The organism is Terriglobus sp. (assembly GCF_965201105.1).
Classification (GTDB): Bacteria; Acidobacteriota; Terriglobia; order Terriglobales; family Acidobacteriaceae; genus Terriglobus.
In genome coordinates this window covers 1,986,309-2,006,745 of record NZ_OZ241741.1, presented here as the reverse complement: position 1 = coordinate 2,006,745, position 20,437 = coordinate 1,986,309, and the positions used below count along the sequence as shown (strand labels likewise).

The following is a 20,437-nucleotide window of genomic DNA, read 5'->3' as shown; positions in this document are numbered from 1 at the left end:
GGCGTTCCGTAGGCGAGTTTAGTTCCTGGAAACCTCCGTTCCAATGTAACGCAAGTGGTAGGCGTGGGGCTCTGGGAGTGCGCTCAGTTTGTGTAAGCTAGGGGCAGGTCATGACTGAAAAAGCACAAGCCCTTCGCGAACAGATTTTGTCGTTGACGCGAGAGTTTCAGCGGGAAGCGTTTCCTGCCCGCGAGTTTGAGCCGGGGTCGTCAACAGTACCCGTTTCCGGCAAGGTGATTGATGGCGACGACATCGCCGCGGTGGTGGATTCTGCGCTGGATGCGTGGTTCACGACGGGCCGGTGGGCGAAGGAGTTCGAGCGCAAGCTGGCGCGGTTCTTTGGTCTGCGCTCGGCATCGCTGGTGAACTCTGGGTCCTCGGCGAACCTGGTGGCGTTCTCGGCGCTCACGTCGCCGAAGCTGGGCGACCGGCAGATCAAACCCGGCGACGAGGTGATCACGGTTGCCGCAGGCTTTCCGACGACGGTGAACCCGATCCTGCAGAATCGCTGCGTGCCGGTGTTTATTGACGTGACGCTGCCGCACTACGAAGTGGACGTGACAAAGCTGGAAGCGGCCCGCAGCGAGAAAACCAAGGCCGTGATGATCGCGCACACGCTTGGCAACGCCTTTGACGTGGAGTCGGTGAGCGCGTTCTGCAAGAAGTACAACCTGTGGCTGGTAGAGGACTGCTGCGACGCCCTGGGCACGGAGCTGAACGGCAAGAAGGTCGGCACGTTTGGCGACATTGCGACGGTGAGCTTCTACCCCGCGCACCACATCACCATGGGTGAGGGTGGCGCGGTGTTGACGGACAAGCCGGCGCTGAAGGTGCTGATCGAAAGCTTCCGCGACTGGGGCCGCGATTGCTGGTGCGAGCCGGGCGTGGACAACACCTGCGGCAAGCGGTTCGACTGGCAGCTGGGCACGCTGCCGTGCGGGTATGACCACAAGTACACGTACTCGCACATCGGCTACAACCTGAAGGCGACAGACATGCAGGCGGCCTTGGGCGTGTCGCAGATCGCAAAGCTGCCGCACTTTATCGAGCGGCGCAAAGAGAATTTTGCGTACCTGCGGAGCAAGCTGCAGTCGCTGGGCATGGAGCAGTGGTTGATGCTGCCCGAGGCGACGCCGGGATGCGATGCGAGCTGGTTTGGCTTTCCGATTGCGGTGAAGCTGGATGCGCCATTTACGCGCGACCAGCTGACGAAGACGCTGGATGCGAAGAAGATCGGCACGCGGCTGATCTTTGCCGGTAACCTGCTGCGGCAGCCGGCCTATGAGGGTTGGGAGTACCGTGTTGTGGGCGAGTTGCCGAACACGGATTTCGTGATGAACCAGGTGTTCTGGGTGGGTGTGTTCCCGGGGTTGACGGAACCGATGCTGGACTACATCGCAGAGACGATGCACGCGTTTGCGGAACAAAGTGCGATGTTGCCGATCACGGCATAGCCGGCTTCGAATTCCGGCCTAAATCTATGTAGCCCCTTGGGCGAGACGTTTCAGGAGAAGAAGGATGAACGGGCGCGAGCGAAAAATGCTGGATCTGCTGACCAAGGGCCGGCAGGAATATGGCTACCTGGCCGTGAAGGCGGAGTACGAGGCCGAAGGCACGCGCGTAGACGAGATGCTGCGCCTGGTCGAGATTTGCCGCAAGGCGGGGCTGAAGCTTGCCATCAAAATCGGCGGCTGCGAGGCCATGCGCGACCTGATCGAGACCAAGCAGATCGGCGTGGACTACATCATCGCGCCGATGATCGAGAGCCGGTATGCGCTGTCGAAGTTTGCCGAGGCCATTGACAAGGTTTACAGCAAGGAAGAGCAGCAGGACACGGACTTTTTGTTCAACCTGGAGACGATTAACGCGTTTCAGGTGCTGGACGAGATGACCGAGTACGCGGCGAAGACCCCGGAGATTGCCGGTGTGGTGTTTGGGCGCGTGGATTTTTCGCTGTCGGCCGGTCTGGGTCGCGATGCGATCAACGGCCGCGAGGTAACGGATTACGTGCTGAAGACGGCCGCAGCAGCGAAGGCGAAGGGCATCGACTTGGTCGTGGGCGGCGGTGTGTCGAGCGATTCGATTCCTGTGCTGAAGGAAATGGTCGACGTACACCTGACGCGCTTCGAAACACGCAAGGTGATTTTTGACGCGCAGTCGGCGAAGGCGGAGCACATCGATCAGGGACTATTGAACGCGGTGCACTTTGAGCTGCTGTGGTTGCTGAACAAGCGCGATTATTACGGCAGCATTCAGCAGGAAGACGCCAAGCGCATCGACATGCTCGAGAAGCGCTGGGCGGTGCTGAACCGGTAATGCCGCATCGCATCCTGGTGTTCGGCGGTAGTGGCGCGATCGGCGGGGCCATTGCCGCGGCCGCCGCGCGGCGGGGCTGGCAGACGATTGCGGTGGCGCGAACTGCGCCGGCGTTTGAAGAGCCGGGCGTGACGGCATTGGCGTTCGATCCGTTTGCGATGGAGCTTGCGGGTTCGGAGCTTGCGGCCGCGGGGCCGTTTGACGCGGTGTGCTGGGCGCAGGGCGCGAATGTGAACGACAGCATTCGGACAGTGGACCTTCAGAAGCATGAGGAACTCTATAGGGCGAACTGCACGTACATTCTGCTGACGTTGCAGGCATTGCTGCGCAAGAGAAAATTGCGAGCGCCGGCGAAGCTGTGCGTGATCAGCTCGATCTGGCAGAACATCGCGCGAGGCAACAAGCTGACCTATGGCATGACCAAGGCAGCGCTGCAGGGGCTAGTGCTGAGCCTGGCGGCGGACCTGGGCAGCGAGGGACACCTGGTAAACGCGGTTCTGCCGGGCGCGCTCGATACGCCGATGACGCGAAAGATCCTGTCGGCGGAGCAGATCGGCGTCTTGGAGTCGGCGACGCTGTTTGGCCGGTTGTCGACGCTGGAGGATGTGGCGTCGGCGGTGCTGTATTTATGTTCGCCGGAGAACACCGGCATTACCGGCCAGTTTGTGGCGGCCGATCTGGGGTTCAGCCGTGTCCGCATCCTTTAGCGTTCAGTCGTCGACGGGCGAGTACAGCGTCGAGGTAGAGGCGGGCGGATTCGCGCGCTGGGCCAGCGAGTTCGGCGGCAACGCGGTGATCGCGGACGAGTTCTTTCAGTACGCATGGCCTCCGGGCGCCGCACCGCCGGTGTTTGTGGAGGCGGTCGAGACGAACAAGGCTCTGGAGGCGTCGCCAGCGCTGATTGAGCAGATCCGGCGCGGCGGCGCGAACCGGTCGACGGAGCTGGTTGCGGTGGGCGGCGGAATCATCCAGGACTTGTCGGCGTTTATCGCATCGGTGTACATGCGCGGCCTGAAGTGGACGTATGTGCCGACGACGGTGCTGGCAATGGTGGACTCGTGCATCGGCGGCAAATCGAGCATCAATGTGGGACCGTACAAAAACCTGGTGGGCACGTTCCATCCGCCGCAACGGGTGTTGGCCGACCCGGAGTTTGTGCGGACGCTGCCGCTCGATCAGCGCGCGAGCGGGTTGATTGAGGCAGTAAAGATCTGCTTCTGCAAGGGAGCGGAATCGTTCGCGAAGCACATGAGCTTTGAGCCCTCGGTGGAAATGGGTTCGGAGGCGCTGGAAGGTTTGATCCTGAACAGCCTCGAGTCGAAGCGATGGTTCATTGAGGTCGATGAGTTCGATAAAAACGAGCGGCTGCTGCTGAACTTCGGGCATACGTTCGGGCACGCGATGGAGGGTGCGTCGCACTTTGCGATTGCGCATGGCATCGGCGTGGGGCTGGGCATTGAGTGCGCGATTGCCATGCAGGAGCGGGCAGGTGTGGACTACGGCGGCGCGTCGCAAGTCGGGCAGCTGCGGCAGCATCTGCGAACGATGGTCGGGTCCGATCCGACGGTGCGCTCCGTGCTGCCGACCCTGGACCTGGATGACGTGCTGGACCGGATTGGGTCGGACAAAAAGCATGGCACGGATTTCTACACGTTCATTCTGATTGCGGCGGACGGGCGTGTGGAACTAACAAAGCTGCCACGCACGCAGCAGACACTCGCTGCAGCGAAAGCTGCGGTCGAGCAGGTGATTGAGAGTTATCGATGAGCACAAAGTATTCCGATTTAATGGCTGATTGGCTGGTCCAGCTTGGCTACACGCATTGCTTTTACCTGGCGGGAGGCAACATTATGCACCTGCTGGAAAGCTGTAGCCACCGGTTCACGTGTGTGCCGATTGTGCATGAGGTGGCTGCGGGAGTGGCGGCGGAATACCTGACCGAAATCAGCGATGGCGCGCGTGCGTTTGCGCTGGTCACGGCCGGGCCCGGCATGACGAACCTGGTTACGGCGCTGGCGGGTGCGTTCCTGGAAAGCCACGAATTGCTGGTGCTGGGCGGGCAAGTGAAGGTGACCGACCTGAACCGAGGCCAAGTGCGGCAGCGCGGCATCCAGGAGGTGGATGGCGTTGCGATCGCGATGCCGGTCGCGGTCAAGGCCGCGACGATGCAGGAGATTGTCGACCAGCGGACATTTAACGCGTGGACGCAGGCGGGGAGCTTCGGGCGCAAGGGGCCGGTGTTCCTGGAAGTGCCGCTAGACTTGCAGGGCGCGCCGGTCGATGAAGTGGTGCTGTCGAACGCGTCCGCGAATGTGCATGGCGGCGTGAAGGCGATAGTGGAAGCGCCGGCACTGCCCACGGCTTCGGCGGACCAGATTGCAAGGGTCAAGGCGATGCTGGCCGCGGCGAAGCGGCCCGTGATGCTGCTGGGCGGTGGCGTGAGCCGGGCTGTGGCGGCGGAGTTGATGCCGGCGCTTGAACGCGCGAAGCTGCCGCTGATGGTGACGTGGAACGGTATGGACCGCGTGCCGTCGGAGCACCCGTACTACTTCGGCCGGCCGAACACGTGGGGCCAAAGGTCAGCCAACATCTTGCAGCAGCAAGCGGACCTGGTGATCGCGCTGGGAACGCGGCTCGGATTGCAGCAGACGGGCTTTAATTGGCAGCAGTACATACCGGTGGGCAAGCTGGTGCAGGTAGAGATCGATCCGCGGGAGTTGGAGAAGGGTCACCCGCGTGTGGACGTGCCGGTGAACGGCGATGCGAATGTGGTCTTGCGGGAGCTTTCGACTGCCGCGCCCGGAGATTGGGATGAGTGGATCGAGTTTTGCCGCATGGTCCGCCGTGAGGTGCCGCTGCTCGATCCGGCAAACAGTGTCGGGCCGGAGTACCTTTCTTCCTTCGTCTTCAACGACACGCTGAGTTCGCTGTGCGATGAGAACGACGTGATCATTCCTTGCTCGAGTGGCGGCGCGTTTACCAGCGCAATGCAGGTGTGGAATCTGAAGCGGGGGCAGCGCAGCCAGACGAACAAAAGCCTGGCCAGCATGGGCTACGGCCTGAGCGCGGCAATCGGCGCGGCAATCGGCATGCGGCCGCGGCGCACGATTCTGATGGAGGGCGACGGGGGCCTGTCGCAAAATTTGCAGGAGCTGGGAACGGTTCGCTCGCAGAAATTGAACCTGAAGATTTTCATCAACGACGATCATGGCTATGCGTCCATCCGCATGTCGCAGATCAATTACTTCCAGGGCCACTACGTGGGCTGCGATATTGAAACAGGCCTCGGACTGCCGGATTGGCACCAACTCTTCCCGGCGTACTCGATTCCCGCGATGACGCTGAAGCCCGGGTTCGAGAAAGACCCGGTATTCCTGGAGCGGTTCCACTCGGACGGGCCAGCGGCGTTCCTGGTCAACATCGATCCGAAGCAGACGTACTGGCCAAAGATTACGAGCCGGATCACCGAAGCGGGCAGCATGGAGTCGAACCCGCTGCACTTCATGTCGCCGGATCTGCCGGAGGAGCTGGCGGCCAAGGTGTTCCGGTATATCCCGGGCAACACCGCAGCCAAGGTGACGCAGTGAGCGCGATTGCCGGTCCTGGAGTTACCGAAGCGTCAACGCAGGCAGCCAAGCCGATTGCGCAGGCGGACTTGTTCGCAGTGCTGGAGCAGACCCGGGACTGCTGGCAGCAGGCGCGCGGCGAGCGCATCTTTGTGACCGGCGGTACGGGATTTCTGGGCGCGTGGCTGCTGGAGAGCTTCGCTCTGATCCGCCGCGAGCTGAAGCTGGACACGCGCCTGACGGCGCTGTCGCGGCGGCCGGATGCGTTTCGCGCGAAGATGCCGCACCTGTTCGCGGAAGACTGCGGGATCGACCTGGTGGCGGGCGATGTGCGCGACTTCGCGTTTCCGGAGGGCACGCACAAGTATGTGATTGCCGCGGCGACCGAGGCGAGCGCGAAGCAGTTGGCGGAGGAGCCGCAGGAGATGTGGAGCACGATCCTGACCGGCATGCAGCACACGATTGAGTTCGCGCGGACGCACGGTGCGAAGCGGCTGCTGCAAACGAGCTCCGGCGCGGTGTATGGCCGGCAACCGAGCGATGTGGTGAACCTGCCGGAGGAGTTCGCGGGCGCACCGGACTCGATGTCGGTGAAGAGCGTTTATGGCGAGGGCAAGCGCGTGAGCGAGATGATGGGTGCGCTGGCGGAGCGGGTGTACGGCATCGACCAGGTGAGCGCACGCATCTTCGCTCTGGGCGGACCGCACCTGCCGCTGGACAGTCATTTCGCGCTGGGTAATTTCATTCGCGACGTGATGCGCGGCGGCCCGCTGGTGATTGAGGGCGATGGCACGCCGACGCGGTCGTACCTGTACGCGGGCGACGCGATGGCGTGGCTGTGGACAATGCTGTTCCAGGCGCCGAGCGGGCGGGCCTACAACCTGGGCTCGCCGGAGAGTCTGAGCATTCGACAAGTCGCGGAGGCGGTGCGCGATGCGCTGGCACCTGAGGCCGAGGTGGAAGTGCGTGGACAGGTCAGGCCGGATGCGGCGGTTTCGCGATATGTGCCTTCTGTGGAGAGGGCCGAAAGCGAGTTGGGGGTCCGCGTAACAGTTGACTTGCACGCGACAGTTCGCCGCACAGCAGAATGGTACGGTTGGAAGCAAGCGTGATGGCTGTAGACCACAGGCCCACGCATCACCCTACCGCACACCGGAACACGGTTTAAGGAGTTGTAGCGATGAAGAAGATCAGCGTCGTCAGCCCCGCTTATAACGAGGAGGGGAATCTCACGCCCCTGGTGGAACGAGTGCGTGCCGTGTTCGATGCGCTGCCGCAGTACCGGTATGAGCACCTGATTATCGACAACGCCAGCACCGACGGCACGGTGAATGAATTAAAGGAACTGGCGGCGAAGTACCCGGAGGTGAAGGGCATTGTGAATGCCCGCAACTTCGGACACATCCGGTCGCCGCACCACGCAATTCTGGAGGCGGATGGCGACGCGATCATCATTCTGCTGAGTGACCTGCAGGACCCGCCGGAGCTAATCGGGCGATTCCTGGACGAGTGGGAGAAGGGCTGGAAGGTCGTGGTGGGCGTGAAAACACACTCGGAGGAGAGCGGTCTGATGTTTCGCGTGCGCAGCGCCTACTACCGGACGGTGGAGCGGCTGACGAGCGTGCAGGTGTTGCGGCATTACACGGGGTTTGGCCTGTATGACCGGCAGGTGATGGAAGTCGTCCGGCGCTATGGCGATCCGTACCCGTACTTCCGCGGCATGGTGGCAGAGGTCGGATTTCCCATCAAGCAGATCGAATATGGGCAGAAGCGGCGTGTGCGCGGAATTACAAAGAATAACTTCTACACGCTGTATGACATGGCGATGCTGGGCATCACCAACCTTTCCAAAGTCCCGCTGCGTATGGTCACGTTCGGCGGATTTGTATTTGCGGCGGTCAGCCTGGTGATCGGGTTTTTGTACCTGCTGGCGAAGCTAATCTTCTGGAACCACTTTGAGCTGGGCCTGGCGCCGACGATGATCGGGCTGTTCTTTCTTGGGTCGATCCAGCTGATCGCGATCGGGATTATCGGCGAGTACATTGGGTCGATTCATACGATTGTGCAGAACCGGCCGCTGGTGACGGAAAAGGAACGGATCAACTTTTAGCAATGGCAGGTCTGGCAGATCGGATCCCGCGCGGTGAGGCGCTGCGCTTTTTGCTGGCGGGCGGCAGCAACACGCTGTTCGGCATGGCGGACACGTTTCTGTTTACGTGGCTGTTTGTGCGCTTGCGGCCCGACCACGCCGCGGCGATGACGAGCGTGGCGGCGCTGGTGTCGATGTGCATCAACATCACGGTTTCGTTTCTGACCTACAAGTGGTTTGTGTTCCGCACCAGAGGGAACTACTGGCGGGAGTACAGCCGGAGCTTCGTGGTGTATGTGCCGAGTCTGCTGCTGAGCACGTTTGCGGTGGGACCGCTGGCGGCGCTGCTGTCGCGCTGGCTGCCGCGTCCGGGGCTGGCGCCGTACGCCGCGCAAGCGTGCATTATCGCGGTGGCAATCGTGCCGCAGTTCCTGGGGCACAAGAACATCACCTTTCGAAAGAAGCTCGATCCGGTACCCTGAGGTCTGTGCGCCAAGATTTGTTGTGTATTGGAGAGTTTTGCTGATGCGTGATTTCGTTCGAGTGGCGGCGCTGGCTTGCGCTGCCTGTTTGCCGATAGTTGTAAGTGCGCAGGATGCGACGCCCGCAGCCGGGATGCCCGTTCCGCCCTCGCGACCGGCTTCGATGGATAACACTTTGGATATTCATGCGGAGATACCGCTGTGGCCGCATGGCGCACCGGGCGCGGTGGGCAAGGCGGCAACGGATGTGCCGACAGTTGCGGTGTATCTGCCGCCGGCGAACCCGACGCGTACGGCGGTGGTAGTGGCGCCGGGTGGCGGATACCAGCACTTGGCCATGGACCACGAAGGCCTGCAGGTGGCGCAATGGCTGAACGCGCATGGGGTAGCAGCGGTGGTGTTGAAGTACCGGCTTGGGCCGACATATCACCATCCGATTGAGCTTGGGGATGCGCAGCGGGCTCTGCGGTATGTGCGTTCCAATGCTGACCGGATGGGCGTGGTGCCGGACCACATTGGCATGCTTGGGTTTTCAGCGGGCGGCCACCTGACGGCGACGGCAGGCACCATGTTCGCTGGGGGGAATGCATCGGCGGACGACCCGATCGACCGGGTGAGCAGCAGGCCGGATTTCCTGGTGCTGTGCTACCCCGTGATCAGCATGGAACAGGGGCCGGCGCACGAAGGCTCGGTGAAGTACCTGCTGAGCGACGCACCGACGGCGGAGCAGCGGGCGGCAATGAGTGCAGATGAGCATGTGACCGGGCAGACGCCCCCGACGTTCCTGTGGTCGACGACTGATGATGCCGTGGTGCCGGTGATGAATACGGTGTTGTTTTACCAGGCTCTGGTCAAGAACAACGTGTCAGCGGAGATGCATATTTTCCCGCATGGTCACCACGGGTTGGGTCTGGCGCAGACCGAGCCGGAGGTGAATGCGTGGCCGGGGTTGTTGTATGCGTGGATGCGAGTGAATGGGTGGGCGCAGTAGAGGCCGCGGCAACGAACCGCAGCGCGGGACGGGATCCAGGCCGTGGCGAACGCTAGTGGGAAAGCGTTGCGTTCACGGCTTCAGCCGCTGAGATGGAAGCATCAGTGAGTTCAATGTGCGGCTTTAGCCGCTGAGGTGATGCGTCGCGCCTCACACGTCCTCACCTCGGGGGCTGAAGCCTCTCGTTGTTGAGGATTAAATTTTCGTATCGGATGCGAAATTGACGCTTTCGGAAGGGAACAGCTTCAGCTGTACCCTTCCGAACTGGCCTATAACGCGAAGACATCCACGTCATTCGTAGCGAAGGGCTTCGGCAGGCAGGATTTTCGCGGCGGAGTTGCTGGGGTAGAGGGTCGCGACAAGCGCGGTCACGAGGGAGACGGCGCTGACGAGGACGGCGTCGATCACGCGTGGGGCGAAGGGCAGGTAGTCGATCGAGTACACGGCTTCTGACAGCGGAATAAAACAGTAGTGGGAGCCTGCCCAGGAAACGGCGTAGCCGACGGCGAGGCCGATCGCTGTGCCGGTCAGGCTGATGAGCAGGCCCTGCAGCAGAAAAATGCGGCGGACCTGGTCGGGGCGGACGCCGAAGCTCATCAGGACGGCGATATCCCGGGTCTTTTCCATGACGAGCATGGTGAGCGCGATAAGGATGTTGAGCGCGGCGACGCAGACGATGAGTCCGATGACGATGAAGGTGACGACCTGCTCCAGCTTGAGGGCGCGGAAGAGTTCGCGGTTCTGGTCCATCCAATTGGTGGTCTGATAGCCCGGGCCGGCGGCGGTCTCTAACTGCTTGCCGATGGCGGCGGCGTTATAGAGATCGTCGACTTTGAAGCTGAGCACGGAAACGAGGTCGGGCTCGCTGAAGAGGCGTTGCGCGTCGGCGAGGCGCATGAATGCGTAGCTCGAGTCGTACTGGAAAAAGCCGGAGTGAAAGATACCAGTAACGCGATAGCGGGCGTAGCGCGGCTGCAGTCCGAGCGGGGTAAGTTCACCTTGCGGGCTGGTGACGAGGACGGAGTCGTTCACCTGGACGCCGAGAGTTTCGGCGAGGTCCGAGCCGATGACGACAGGGGGCAGCGGGGTCGTGGCGCCGTTCGAGAGAGCGTCGGCGGATCCCTTTTGTACGTGGTTGAGCAAGTCGGAGACGGATTTCTCTTGGGCGGGAACAATGCCCTTGATGAGCGCGCCGCCGGAACGTGGGCCGCGGGAGATAAGGACCTGGCCGTAAAGGCCGGGGGCCACAGCGGTGACGTGCGGCTGCTGGCGCATGCGGTCAACGAGGGTGCGCCAGTCGCGGATGCCGTCGCCGGAGATGCGCATAAGGTCGACGTGAGCCGTGGAACCGAGCAGGCGGGATTGCAGATCGCGGCGCATGCCGTTGGTGATGGCGAGGGCGATGATGAGCGCCGCAACTCCGGCGGCTACACCGAGGACGGAGATGAGCGTAATGACGCCGATGACGGCCTGGCGCCGGCGGGCGCGGAGGTAACGGGCGGCGACGAAGAGTTCAAAGCGCATCGGGGCTCAATCGGCGCGGGGGCAGGCACGGAGATCGGAAGGGCACAGCTTTAGCTGTGCCGCACCCGTATCGTGACGCACCGGCTTTAGCCGCTGAGGTCACGATCTGTGGGTCACCGGAAATTTGTTCAAAGCAGCCCCTCAGGGGCTGAAGCCCCGTTCCCTTACAGCACTTTACAGCTAAAGCTGTGCCCTTCCGAATGCGTGAGTTGTGCTGCCGCGACATGCATTCATCTCACGATGGCCTTCGCGCTGGTGGTGTTCTCGTTGCGATCGAACACGCGGACGGCGACCGTGTGTTCGCCGGGGCCGGTGACCGGAGCGGCCAGGGTGTAGTGCTCGGTGAGGGAGTCGCTGAGACGGCCGGTGGGTTCGAGGTATTGCCAAGGGCCGGCGTCGATCGAGAACTCGGCGTGGCTGATGGGTGAAGTGTCGTCGTGCGCTTCGAAGGTGGCGGTCAGCTTGCCGTCACGGACCGCGGCGGTGAGCGGGCCGATGACGGGAGGCGTGGTGTCGATGGTGAAGGGCACGGAGATACGCTCGGCGGTGAGGGCGTCCGCGTCGGTGTGGACGGGGGCGTCGGAGGCGATAACGCGAATTTCGTACTGGCCGTCGGGCAGCAGCGACGAGTCGAAGGAGTAGACGCGCTCGGAGATGTGGTCCTTGAGCAGGCGCCAGTTCTGCTCGCCGACACCGCGCGCATAAATGGCGAACATGAGGTCGTCGCCGTTGGGGTCGCGGCTGATCCAGCGGACGGTGACGGCCTTCGGGTCGCGCTGGGCGAGCAGCGGGCCAGGCAGCGGCTCAATCGCCGGTAGCGCGGGCGCGCTGGAGGGGGCAGCGTGGAAGGTGACGGGAACCGTGGTGGAGGGCGTGGGCGGCGAGGTCGGGTTGGGCACGCGGGCGCCGGGCTGAACGAGGACGTCGTCGACGGTGGGCGGAACGTTGCGCTGCAGGTAGTTGACCGTGACGGCGTCGAGCACCGCGCCGGTGTGAAGGACGGCCTTCCACTGCACGTAGCGCGCGACGGGAACAGGCAGGGGCGTCTGGTCGGGGCGAACAGGCTGCCAGTCGGACCACAGATCACCAAGGCCGCTACGATTGTTTTCCACGTTGCCGCTGCGGGCGAAAAGGTCAATGCGATCGCGCGTGCCGGTCAGCTCGGCGCGGCCCCACTGGGTGGCAAAGGTGCCGTCGAAGACGTCGGAGACATAGGTGGAGTCGGTGGCGGGGGCGTCACTAAGTTCGAGCAGCTTGCCGGAGTTTGCGGTGACGAGGCGGACACCCGCCGCGATCGCGGCCATGGCGACGGCCTGGTTGGCCTCCGTATGCGCGACGTCGGTATAGCTGCCGGGCTTAGCCGGGTCGATGCGGTAGATGTGGCCGCGATTGCCGGTGGCGGCGAGCAGGCCGTTGTTGCGAAAGCTGAGGGCGTAGGTGATCTCTTCCCGCAGCGTGATCAGGCGCGTGGGCGTGCCGTCGGGCGCGATGCGATCGATCTCGGAACCGTCGGGAACGAGAGCGTTGGTGGGCTGCGCGATTGACGAGTTCGGCTGGGTGAAGGTGAGGGAGATGCGGGGTTCGCCGGCTGCGGGCAGCGGCGGCAGCGCGGGCGGGCGGCGGTCGCCGATGGCGGCGAGGTAAAGATTGCCGGCCGGATCGAGGGCGAGGGCGGTGACCTCGTGCCGGGGGGCGGTGTAGAGGGCGAAGGGTTTGTGGTTCGGGGTGTTCAGGGGAATGCGGTAAACAATGCCCGACCCGTCGGAGCCGGCGTAGAGGGTGTTGCCGTCGGGTGAAAGGAGGAGCGTGCGGATGTGCTGGTCGCCGGAACGGAAGAGAACCTCGGGCTTAGGATTGGGGCCGTGCGGGATGCGGTAGATGGCGGCGGGTGCGCCGGCGGCGACGAAGATGTCGCCTGATTTCGTAACAGCAACGCTCCAGAGATACTTTGGCTTTTCGGCAGTAAGCGACGGACCAAACAGAATTTCGGGTTTTGCGTTGGGCGTGATGCGGTAGAGCTCACCGTCAGGTGCGGTGGCGGCGAGCGTGCTTCCGTCCGGTGCCTGCGCGAGGGCGGTAACGGTGAGTTCGTTGAAGTCGGCAAGGGTAGTAGTTGCGCCCTTTGGGCCGATGCGGAGGAGCTTGGAGCCGCCGCTGGCCGCGCCGGTACCGACCAGGGTGCTGCCGTCGGTTTGCGGGAGGAGCGACCAGAGATACGTGGCTTTGGTCGAGGCGATGGCCTGGAGCTGCGGAGCAGGTTCGAGGCGGCCGTCGTTGCGAATGGCTACGTCGGTGGGCGTGCCGCGTTCAAATTCTTCGAAACGCTGGGTAGTCCATTGCTGGGTGCCCTGGGCTTTCGCACTCGCGGCGCTGAACAGAAGGAGAGCCAGGGTCAGCAGAAATGCGGGTTTCTCCACTCCGCGCTCACGGTGAGGCTGTGAGTGCTCCGGTCGAAATGACAATGCGTTACCTCGTCGTGGTTGATCTGTGCACTTAGCGGATGCGGAGGGTGAGGACTTGCGAGCCGGTGACGGCGGCGTTGAGGAGTACAGAGCCGGCTTCCTTGGCGGTTTCGGAGGTGAAGGAGATTTCGCGGGAGTCGCGAAGGGGTTGCAGGGTATTGACGACGTCAGGCGGCAGGGATGGCAGGGCGGCAGCGGCGGTGACACCCTGCGTTTCGTGGTCGAGCAGGGCCACGTAGAGCCGATCGTTGGTGTGGGTGCGATTGAGCTGGGCGATGGTATCGGCCAGGCCGAGCGGGTGGGGTGCGCTGGCGGGTGGCGGCGAGGTAAGGCGGTCCATGGTGCTGCTGTCGCCGACGACGACGCGAATGGGGCCGCTCTCGAGCGTGGTGGGGAGCTTAAGGGGTAGCTCGACGACGCGGGCGGGCTGCTGCCAAGGGCGAATCGTGGCCTCCACGGTGACGGTGTCGCCGGGCCTGGCCTCGTCAGAGGAGAGTCGCGCGGATTCGATCTGGGCGGACTCGCGGGTTGGGATGACGTCGGCGCGAAGGGTGACGCCGGTGATGACGGGCTGTTCGAGCGGGTTCGCATAGACGCGGCCGAAGCGTTGCGCAAGCAGGACGGCGGCCTGGACGGCGGCGGGCTGGCCATCGCCGGAGGAAACAGTGCCGTCGAGGCGGAGGGGCGCGTTGTTCGCGATGCTGACGGAGCCGGTGAGATGGAGGCTCATCTCGTTGCCGGCGGTGTTGGTGCCGCTGAGTGACTGGTAGACGCCCGCGAGCAGGACCTGCGGAGTGAGATCGCGGTTGTTGAGCACCTGGAAATGAAGGGTGCGTGCGGGCAGGCCGGAGCCGGCGACGGGTGCGAGCTCTACCGTGACCGGGATCATGGGTGCGGTGGCGGTGAAGCTGCCGGCGATGGCGTTGGAACGGTCCTCGGTAAAGGCGCCGACGGTCTCTGTGGTGTTGACGATCTTGAAGGCGTTCTGGGTCGAGGGCAGGGTGGCGAGCACCTCGGCCTTGGTCATCGGCAGGGCGATGTCGCCGTACTGCGTGATGGGGTGGCCGCAGGCGAGCAGCTGCTTCGGGTCGACATAGGTGACCGTGCAGGTGGCGGCGATGTTCAGGTCGCCGCGGGCCAGGATGGCGGAGACGGCCGAGCCGGGGACGATGGGCTCGGGCTGCGGCGTTTCGGGGGAGGCCCCACCGAGGCCGCTGACGGGCTCGAGGCCAAGGGCGCGGAAGTTGGTGCCGAAGCGGTCGAGGGTGTCGGGGGTGAAACCGCTGAAGACGAGCGGTGTGCTGATGGGGCGGAGGGCGTCGTTCTGGTTTGTGCCGGGCGCGGCTGCGAACGCGGCCGCCGGTTCGTTGGGCGCGGCCGGGAACGCAGGGCGTTCTGGGATGGTGGGCGTTAGCGCTTTCGGCAGGTCGCGGACCTGGAACATGTAGCCGATGGGCGTAATGCCGCAGATGGGCTCCTTGCTGAACTGGCCGATGCGGTAGCTGATGGCGCCAAGGAGCTTGCCGTCAATGTATACGGGTGAGCCGCTCATGCCGGCAACGACGCCGGTGAACTCGGGCTTGGTGCCGTGCAGGCGGGCGAGGATCATGTCCTGGCCGGGGCCGATCGAGTTGGGCATGCGGCCGAGAATCTCAACGTCCATGGGCTCAGGAACGCGGCCTTCAAAGACGGTCCAGGCGGTGCCGTGCTGCCCACGCCGGACCTGGTCAAGCGGGAACGGGTCGGCGTGGAGCGGTGGGCCGCTGGCCGGGGTTTGTGCGGGGGTAGAACTTTGAATTGCTACCGGGCTCTGGGCCGGGACCGGAACAGTCGCCGCCATTGCACCGCACAGGGGCCAAAAAAACGCGAACGCGACCTTTCCCGCCCGCTTCACTACTGGAACCGTTGCGCCACCAATCACGTCTACCAGAGTAGAGACGCGCGGCGGTGTTTGCCAACCTGCCGCCGGGGTGGGCTTTCGCCGGACGCAAGTAGTTCCTGTCGCGGTTGTCATGACGCCAGCGTTTCGCTTTACAGTTCTGTTGAGGTTCTGACCCGTGTTGTTTTCCCTCCATACCCGCTCGCTTGTCCTCGGCGCTCTGCTTCTGGGCGTCGGGTCGATCTGCTCACCGATGTTCGCGCAGCAACAGCCGCAGCCAGCGCCGCAGGCCCAGCCCGATCAGGGACCCGTGCAGGAGAATGGCCCAGTCGTGCGCAAGCGGAAGTACGCCGAGCCGGAGCCGCCCCCGCCCGCGGAAGAGCAGCCCAAGGTGAACACGCCAAAGGAGCTGCAGAACTACACCTTGCGCGTGGATGTGCCGGTGGTGAACGTGGACGTGAGCGTACAGCTGGACAAGACGCGGCAGTTCGTACCGGGGCTGAAATCGGGCAACTTTCGCATTTTGGAAGACGGTGTGCCGCAGCGCATTACCGACGTCCGGCAAACGACGAAGCCGATCACGGCGGTGATGCTCCTGGAGTTTGCGGCGAACAGCTGGGCTTTCATCCAGGATATGCAGCAGTCTTCGTACGTGTTCTTCAAGTCATTGAAGCCGGAAGACTACATTGCGGTCGTGACGTATGACCTGCGCACGCATATTCTGACGGACTTTACGAAGGACAAGCAGATTACGGCGCAGGCGCTGCAAACGCTGACGATTCCTGGCTTCAGCGATACCGACGAGTTCGATGCGCTGTACGAGACGCTGGACCGGGTGAGCCGCATTGAGGGGCGCAAGTACATCATCCTGATTTCAAGCGGCCGCGATACGTTCAGCAAGCTCACGCTGGACAAGATGCTGGCCAAGGTCAAGAGCTCGCAAGATGTGAGCATCTATTGCATCAGCACGGGCGGGCTGATTCGGACGCTGGCCGACCAAAGCATGGGCGCGATTGCGCGCATGGACTACCTGCAGGCGGACAACCAGATGCGCACCTTTGCCGCGATGACGGGGGGCAAGGCGTACTTTCCTCGGTTCCAGGGGGAGTTGCCGGACATCTTTAACGAGATCAACCAGTCGATCCGGAACGAGTACGTGATCACGTATCGGCCGACGAATACGGCGCAGGATGGAACCTACCGCAAGATCAAAGTGGAGCTGGTGGATAACGAAGGCATGCCGCTGCAGATGGTCGATGAGAAGAAGAAAAAGTTAAAGTACACAATTGCGGCGCGGGACGGGTACAAGGCGAGGATGCCGGTGGAGTAGCTATCCATTTCAGGTGACGCGAGCGGAAAGGGGCAGCTTCGGCTGTGGCCTTTCCGTAGTGCGGGTGTGTGCGGCTTGTGAAGGAGAGCTTACGTTGCGCGGAAGAGGCATGACCTCCGGGGCTGACGCCCGGTGCATAAAAGGACTTTATGGCACAGCTAAAGCTGTGCCCTTCCTACGCATTGAAGCAGCTGTGCTCTCGCCCAAAGCGTTTGGATGCTGTGGCTTTCCCGGCACCGGGAGTGAAGCCCTCATGCGACGTATTTGAGCGCCTTATGACCCCTTCTCCCTCCATTAAAGTTCGTCGAGGCCGAGTGGGCGCTTGCGGATGGGCGGGTGCGGCGAAGTGCGGTCAGCGTGTGGGGTGTCGCGGTCGACGATCAGGACCTGTTCGCGTTCGCTGGCGGCGAGCGCGATCTCGGCAATGCCGAGCAGCAGAATGATGGACTCGACGGCGGTGGATTCCTTGTGGCGCGCCTCAAAGTCTTCTCGCAGCGGCGAGCCGGGCAGCAGGGTTTCGATCTGTCCGCCGGCGAGGGCGCGGTCGTGCTCCATGGGGCCGATGATGGATTTATTGCTGATGTAGGTGAGCGCCATCATGACGAAGACAAGGCCGACCTGCACCAGCGGCAGCCGCGCGTTCCGCTTCAGCAGGCGCACGGCAACGATGACCAGAACGCCACACCATAGGCCGGCGCTGTGCAGGGTAAGCAGGCACGCGCCAATAAAGGTGCCGAAGTCCGCCTGCTTGCCGAGCAACTGAAACGCACGCGGCGCGACGACCGCGCCAAAGAACAGGATGCTGCCGATCCAGAAGGTAAGCGCAAGCGAACGAACGGTACGGAGAAGCGTCTGCATGTGTTCAGTTTAGGCTGGCGGTACGGATGCGGTCTGTTGGAGAGAGCGGGGAGCAAGACGGCGGCTCGCCGCAGCGGCGTGCGTTGGCGGCTTACCTTGCAATGGCGAAGGAGACGCCGGACTGGTCGCGGCGGTTGGTGATGCTTGCGGCGGCAAAGGACGCGATTCCGTTTGCGCTGGCCGGGGTGGTTGCGGGTGCCGCAGTGTTGTGGACGTGTGCGGAGCAAGGTTTGCTGCGGGAAAGCAGTGTGGCCGGTTGGATCGACTTCCAGGTGACCACGCTGAGTGAGGCGGTACGCATCCTGAAGAACGAACTCCGCAAGGGTCTGCCCGTCAGCGTTGGGGTGCTGGATGCACGGGGACGTGTGTGGCCCGAGGCGGTGGAACGGGGGCTGCAGCCCCAGGCGTTGCTTGCGGGCGAGGCGGAGCAGGAAGCGGCGCGGATTCTGCTGGCACGCGGGGCGGAGCGCCTGCAGATGGGGCCGTCGGTGCGGTTGGATGCGCACGTCGGAGAGACATGGCGTGCGAGGAAGGCGGCCGATGAGGCGCTGCTGGCTTCAGCGCAGCGGCTTGCCGGGCCAGAGCGCGCCGTTGCGATGCGATGGCTGCGCTCGGTTCCGCGGCTGTTTCCGCGCGACACCACGCGCTGGTACGCGGCGGCGTGGGCCGCATCCAAAGACGACAGATGAACGGCATCCGGCTGGACAAATGGCTTTGGGCGGCGCGCTTTTTTAAGACGCGGACGCTGGCGGCACGCGCCTGCGAACTGAATCGCGTGGAGGTGCAGGACCACTCCGCGAAGGCTTCGCGGAACGTGACGCCCGGCGATGTGGTTCGCGTTCGAACGGACTCGGCCGAGTTCACGGTGAAAGTGCTGGGATTAAGTGAGCAGCGCGGACCGGCGAGCGTTGCGCAACAGTTGTATCAGGAAACGGACGACAGCAAGGCCAAGCGTGCGGAGGCAGCGGCACAGCGACGCCTGATGCCGGTGTTCGAAGTGCTGCACGAAGGCAAGCCGTCAAAGAAAGACCGGCGCCGATTTGAGCATGTGCGTGAGCGGTTCTGACGGTGACCGGGCCGGCTTGGAACGCGAACGCCTGGCCTCGGCCCGGTTCCGTTTAGCCTGCAAGGTGCATCGCAGAGCGCACAGCGCGGCCTCGCAGCTAGCTGTTTGGGCAGCCGTGGTTGTAGACCAGAGGTTTGCGCCATTCCTCGTTGGTGGCGAAGAGTATGCACGTGGTTCCGTCCGAAGTGTTGATACGCCAGGTGAGATTGCCCTGGCGGTACACCTGGAACTGCCCGGAGCCTGCGAAAGCGGTGCCGTTCGGGGCGTTGGGTGTTTGCGAATCAGTAAGGGGCGCGCCACTGCCGGCAGCCGAGGATGTGCTGGTTTGCGTTTGCAGCTGTCCAAGCGATGCGGATTGCGTGTTCGCGTTGGTGTTGGTCGCGATGGGTACGGTGTTGATGGTGCCGGGAGTGTCTGACCGGCTTGGGGTAGCGTGTACGGTATTGCCGTCGCTGTCACGCACGTCGGCGACGGTGACTTCACCATCGCGCAGGCGAGCGTTGCCGGCATAACGCTTGTACGCCCAGTAACTGGCTATCAGCACCACGACGACAATGAACGCCGCAACGATTCGCTTCACCATATCGAGTCTGACGGTAGCACCAGAACCAGGGATTCCCGGCACCGATCCGAAGCGCGGTTCATCCGTAGTCAACAGAACCAAGCTGGATGCGCCCTGTACGGATTTGGATGCTGGAAGGGAGCACGTCCGTGCCGCCCAATGCCTGCGATCTCTGCAGACTGAAGGCGTAACATAATTGTGTGCCGAAATACTCCGTAGTGGTGCCGTTCCATAACGAAGAGGACAACGTAACCGAGCTCTACGACCGGGTCAAGGACGTAATGGAGCAGGTCGGTGATTCGTTCGAAATCATCTTCGTCGATGACGGATCGCGTGACCGCACCTATCGCCTGCTGGAAGAGATCGCGGCAGTCGACAGCCGCGTGCTGGTGATCAAGCTTCGGCGAAACTTTGGACAGACCAGCGCGCTGGCAGCGGGTTTCGACCACGCGAGTGGTGAATTTGTGATCGCCATGGATGGCGACCTGCAGCACGACCCCTCGGAGATTCCGACGTTCCTGAGCAAGCTGGAAGAGGGCTACGACGTGGTGAGCGGATGGCGGGCGCAGCGGGGGGACAACTTCGTTCTGCGGCGGATCCCGTCGCGCGCCGCGAACTGGCTGATGGCAAAGTTGAGCGGCGTGAGCATTCACGACTTTGGCACGACATTCAAGGCGTATCGCCGCGAAGTGATCCAAAACATTCCGCTGTACGGGCAGATGCACCGCTTTATTCCGGCGCTGGCTTCCTGGTATGGCGCGTCGATTTGCGAGGTTCCGATTTCGAACCCGGCACGGCAGCACGGAAAGAGTCACTATGGGATTTCGCGGACATTTCGCGTCTTCTTTGATCTGCTGACGATTCGCTTTCTGTTGAAGTATCTGACCCGGCCGCTGCATTTCTTCGGATCCATCGGTGGGTTGAGCATTCTGGGCGGCGGCCTGCTGGCGCTGTACCTGCTGATCGTGAAGATGTGGACGCACACGCACGTGATGTATGCGCACGGTCCGCTGTTTGTAATCAGCGGCATCCTGCTGCTGGCCGGCATTCAATTGATGGGCATCGGCCTGCTGGGTGAGCTGCAGGTGCGGCACTTCCACTCCGGTCCGAGCCGGACACCGTACGCGGTGGAGCGCATTGTTCGGTTGCGCCCATCGGAAGAGTCGCTGCAGGCGTAAGCGCTTTCGTACGGTGGGACTCGCCGGGCGGCTGAGTGTGCTTCCCTGGTTTTCATCCGCCGTTCGCAATCGTCGCGGTCCGGTGCGCTAGGCTGAGGGCGTGCTGCACGCCCCGAAGGCAGGCACACGGGAGC

The 20,437-nt window shown here is 63.1% G+C and carries 18 protein-coding genes; 13 read left to right on the top strand and 5 right to left on the bottom strand.

The genetic code is table 11. The features are described from left to right. Positions 1-110: 110 nt before the first annotated feature. From rfbH to ACOFKT_RS08690, 9 genes are all read left to right on the top strand, one after another. Positions 111-1,454, top strand: a complete 1,344-nt coding sequence (gene rfbH, locus ACOFKT_RS08730) for a lipopolysaccharide biosynthesis protein RfbH (RefSeq protein WP_419807010.1) — start codon at positions 111-113, stop codon at positions 1,452-1,454. A 64-nt stretch (positions 1,455-1,518) separates the two neighbouring features. Continuing rightward, positions 1,519-2,316, top strand: coding sequence for an aldolase/citrate lyase family protein (locus ACOFKT_RS08725; protein WP_419807009.1), 798 nt, complete (start codon positions 1,519-1,521; stop codon positions 2,314-2,316). Then, positions 2,316-3,023: an SDR family NAD(P)-dependent oxidoreductase gene (locus ACOFKT_RS08720; protein ID WP_419807008.1), complete on the top strand. Its 708-nt coding sequence runs from the start codon at positions 2,316-2,318 to the stop codon at positions 3,021-3,023. Before ACOFKT_RS08725 ends, ACOFKT_RS08720 begins: the two co-directional genes overlap by 1 nt. After that, on the top strand, positions 3,007-4,083 hold the full coding sequence (locus ACOFKT_RS08715) for a 3-dehydroquinate synthase (protein WP_419807007.1): 1,077 nt from the start codon (positions 3,007-3,009) through the stop codon (positions 4,081-4,083). Before ACOFKT_RS08720 ends, ACOFKT_RS08715 begins: the two co-directional genes overlap by 17 nt. Continuing rightward, positions 4,080-5,903 carry a thiamine pyrophosphate-binding protein gene (locus tag ACOFKT_RS08710; protein ID WP_419807006.1) on the top strand — a complete coding sequence of 608 codons (1,824 nt, stop codon included), beginning with the start codon at positions 4,080-4,082 and terminating at the stop codon, positions 5,901-5,903. Before ACOFKT_RS08715 ends, ACOFKT_RS08710 begins: the two co-directional genes overlap by 4 nt. After that, positions 5,900-6,994 (top strand): NAD-dependent epimerase/dehydratase family protein, encoded by a 1,095-nt coding sequence (locus ACOFKT_RS08705; RefSeq protein WP_419807005.1) that lies wholly within the window; start codon positions 5,900-5,902, stop codon positions 6,992-6,994. The genes ACOFKT_RS08710 and ACOFKT_RS08705 overlap by 4 nt, the downstream gene beginning before the upstream one ends. Positions 6,995-7,062: 68 nt before the next feature. Beyond that, positions 7,063-7,992, top strand: a complete 930-nt coding sequence (locus ACOFKT_RS08700) for a glycosyltransferase family 2 protein (RefSeq protein ID WP_419807004.1) — start codon at positions 7,063-7,065, stop codon at positions 7,990-7,992. Between the two features lie 2 nt (positions 7,993-7,994). Next, on the top strand, positions 7,995-8,453 hold the full coding sequence (locus ACOFKT_RS08695) for a GtrA family protein (RefSeq protein ID WP_419807003.1): 459 nt from the start codon (positions 7,995-7,997) through the stop codon (positions 8,451-8,453). 88 nt (positions 8,454-8,541) lie between these two features. After that, positions 8,542-9,444, top strand: coding sequence for an alpha/beta hydrolase (locus ACOFKT_RS08690; RefSeq protein ID WP_419807002.1), 903 nt, complete (start codon positions 8,542-8,544; stop codon positions 9,442-9,444). A gap of 291 nt (positions 9,445-9,735) precedes the next feature. Here the strand turns inward: ACOFKT_RS08690 and ACOFKT_RS08685 are convergent, their stop codons facing one another. The 3 genes from ACOFKT_RS08685 to ACOFKT_RS08675 form a co-directional block, all read right to left on the bottom strand. Next, positions 9,736-10,968: an ABC transporter permease gene (locus ACOFKT_RS08685; protein WP_419807001.1), complete on the bottom strand. Its 1,233-nt coding sequence runs from the start codon at positions 10,966-10,968 to the stop codon at positions 9,736-9,738. Positions 10,969-11,198: 230 nt separating this feature from the next. Beyond that, complete coding sequence (locus ACOFKT_RS08680; RefSeq protein ID WP_419807000.1) at positions 11,199-13,430, bottom strand: WD40 repeat domain-containing protein; 2,232 nt, start codon at positions 13,428-13,430, stop codon at positions 11,199-11,201. Positions 13,431-13,461: 31 nt separating this feature from the next. Continuing rightward, entirely contained in the window at positions 13,462-15,270 is a 1,809-nt protein-coding gene (locus tag ACOFKT_RS08675; protein ID WP_419806999.1) for a SpoIVB peptidase S55, read from the bottom strand. A 217-nt stretch (positions 15,271-15,487) separates the two neighbouring features. Here ACOFKT_RS08675 and ACOFKT_RS08670 point away from each other — a divergent pair, with 217 nt between their 5' ends. Beyond that, positions 15,488-16,639, top strand: coding sequence for a VWA domain-containing protein (locus tag ACOFKT_RS08670; protein ID WP_419806998.1), 1,152 nt, complete (start codon positions 15,488-15,490; stop codon positions 16,637-16,639). Positions 16,640-16,933: 294 nt separating this feature from the next. Here the strand turns inward: ACOFKT_RS08670 and ACOFKT_RS08665 are convergent, their stop codons facing one another. Then, complete coding sequence (locus ACOFKT_RS08665) at positions 16,934-17,497, bottom strand: DUF4149 domain-containing protein (protein WP_419806997.1); 564 nt, start codon at positions 17,495-17,497, stop codon at positions 16,934-16,936. Between the two features lie 26 nt (positions 17,498-17,523). On the opposite strand from ACOFKT_RS08665, the gene ACOFKT_RS08660 reads away from it, so the two are divergent. Both ACOFKT_RS08660 and ACOFKT_RS08655 read left to right on the top strand, forming a co-directional pair. Next, positions 17,524-18,186 (top strand): hypothetical protein, encoded by a 663-nt coding sequence (locus ACOFKT_RS08660; protein ID WP_419806996.1) that lies wholly within the window; start codon positions 17,524-17,526, stop codon positions 18,184-18,186. Next, complete coding sequence (locus tag ACOFKT_RS08655; RefSeq protein WP_419806995.1) at positions 18,183-18,563, top strand: RNA-binding S4 domain-containing protein; 381 nt, start codon at positions 18,183-18,185, stop codon at positions 18,561-18,563. The genes ACOFKT_RS08660 and ACOFKT_RS08655 overlap by 4 nt, the downstream gene beginning before the upstream one ends. 97 nt (positions 18,564-18,660) lie before the next feature. Here the strand turns inward: ACOFKT_RS08655 and ACOFKT_RS08650 are convergent, their stop codons facing one another. After that, on the bottom strand, positions 18,661-19,143 hold the full coding sequence (locus tag ACOFKT_RS08650; RefSeq protein WP_419806994.1) for a hypothetical protein: 483 nt from the start codon (positions 19,141-19,143) through the stop codon (positions 18,661-18,663). A gap of 182 nt (positions 19,144-19,325) precedes the next feature. Between ACOFKT_RS08650 and ACOFKT_RS08645 the strand changes: the two genes are divergently transcribed. Further along, on the top strand, positions 19,326-20,303 hold the full coding sequence (locus ACOFKT_RS08645) for a glycosyltransferase family 2 protein (RefSeq protein ID WP_419806993.1): 978 nt from the start codon (positions 19,326-19,328) through the stop codon (positions 20,301-20,303). Positions 20,304-20,437: the final 134 nt, after the last annotated feature.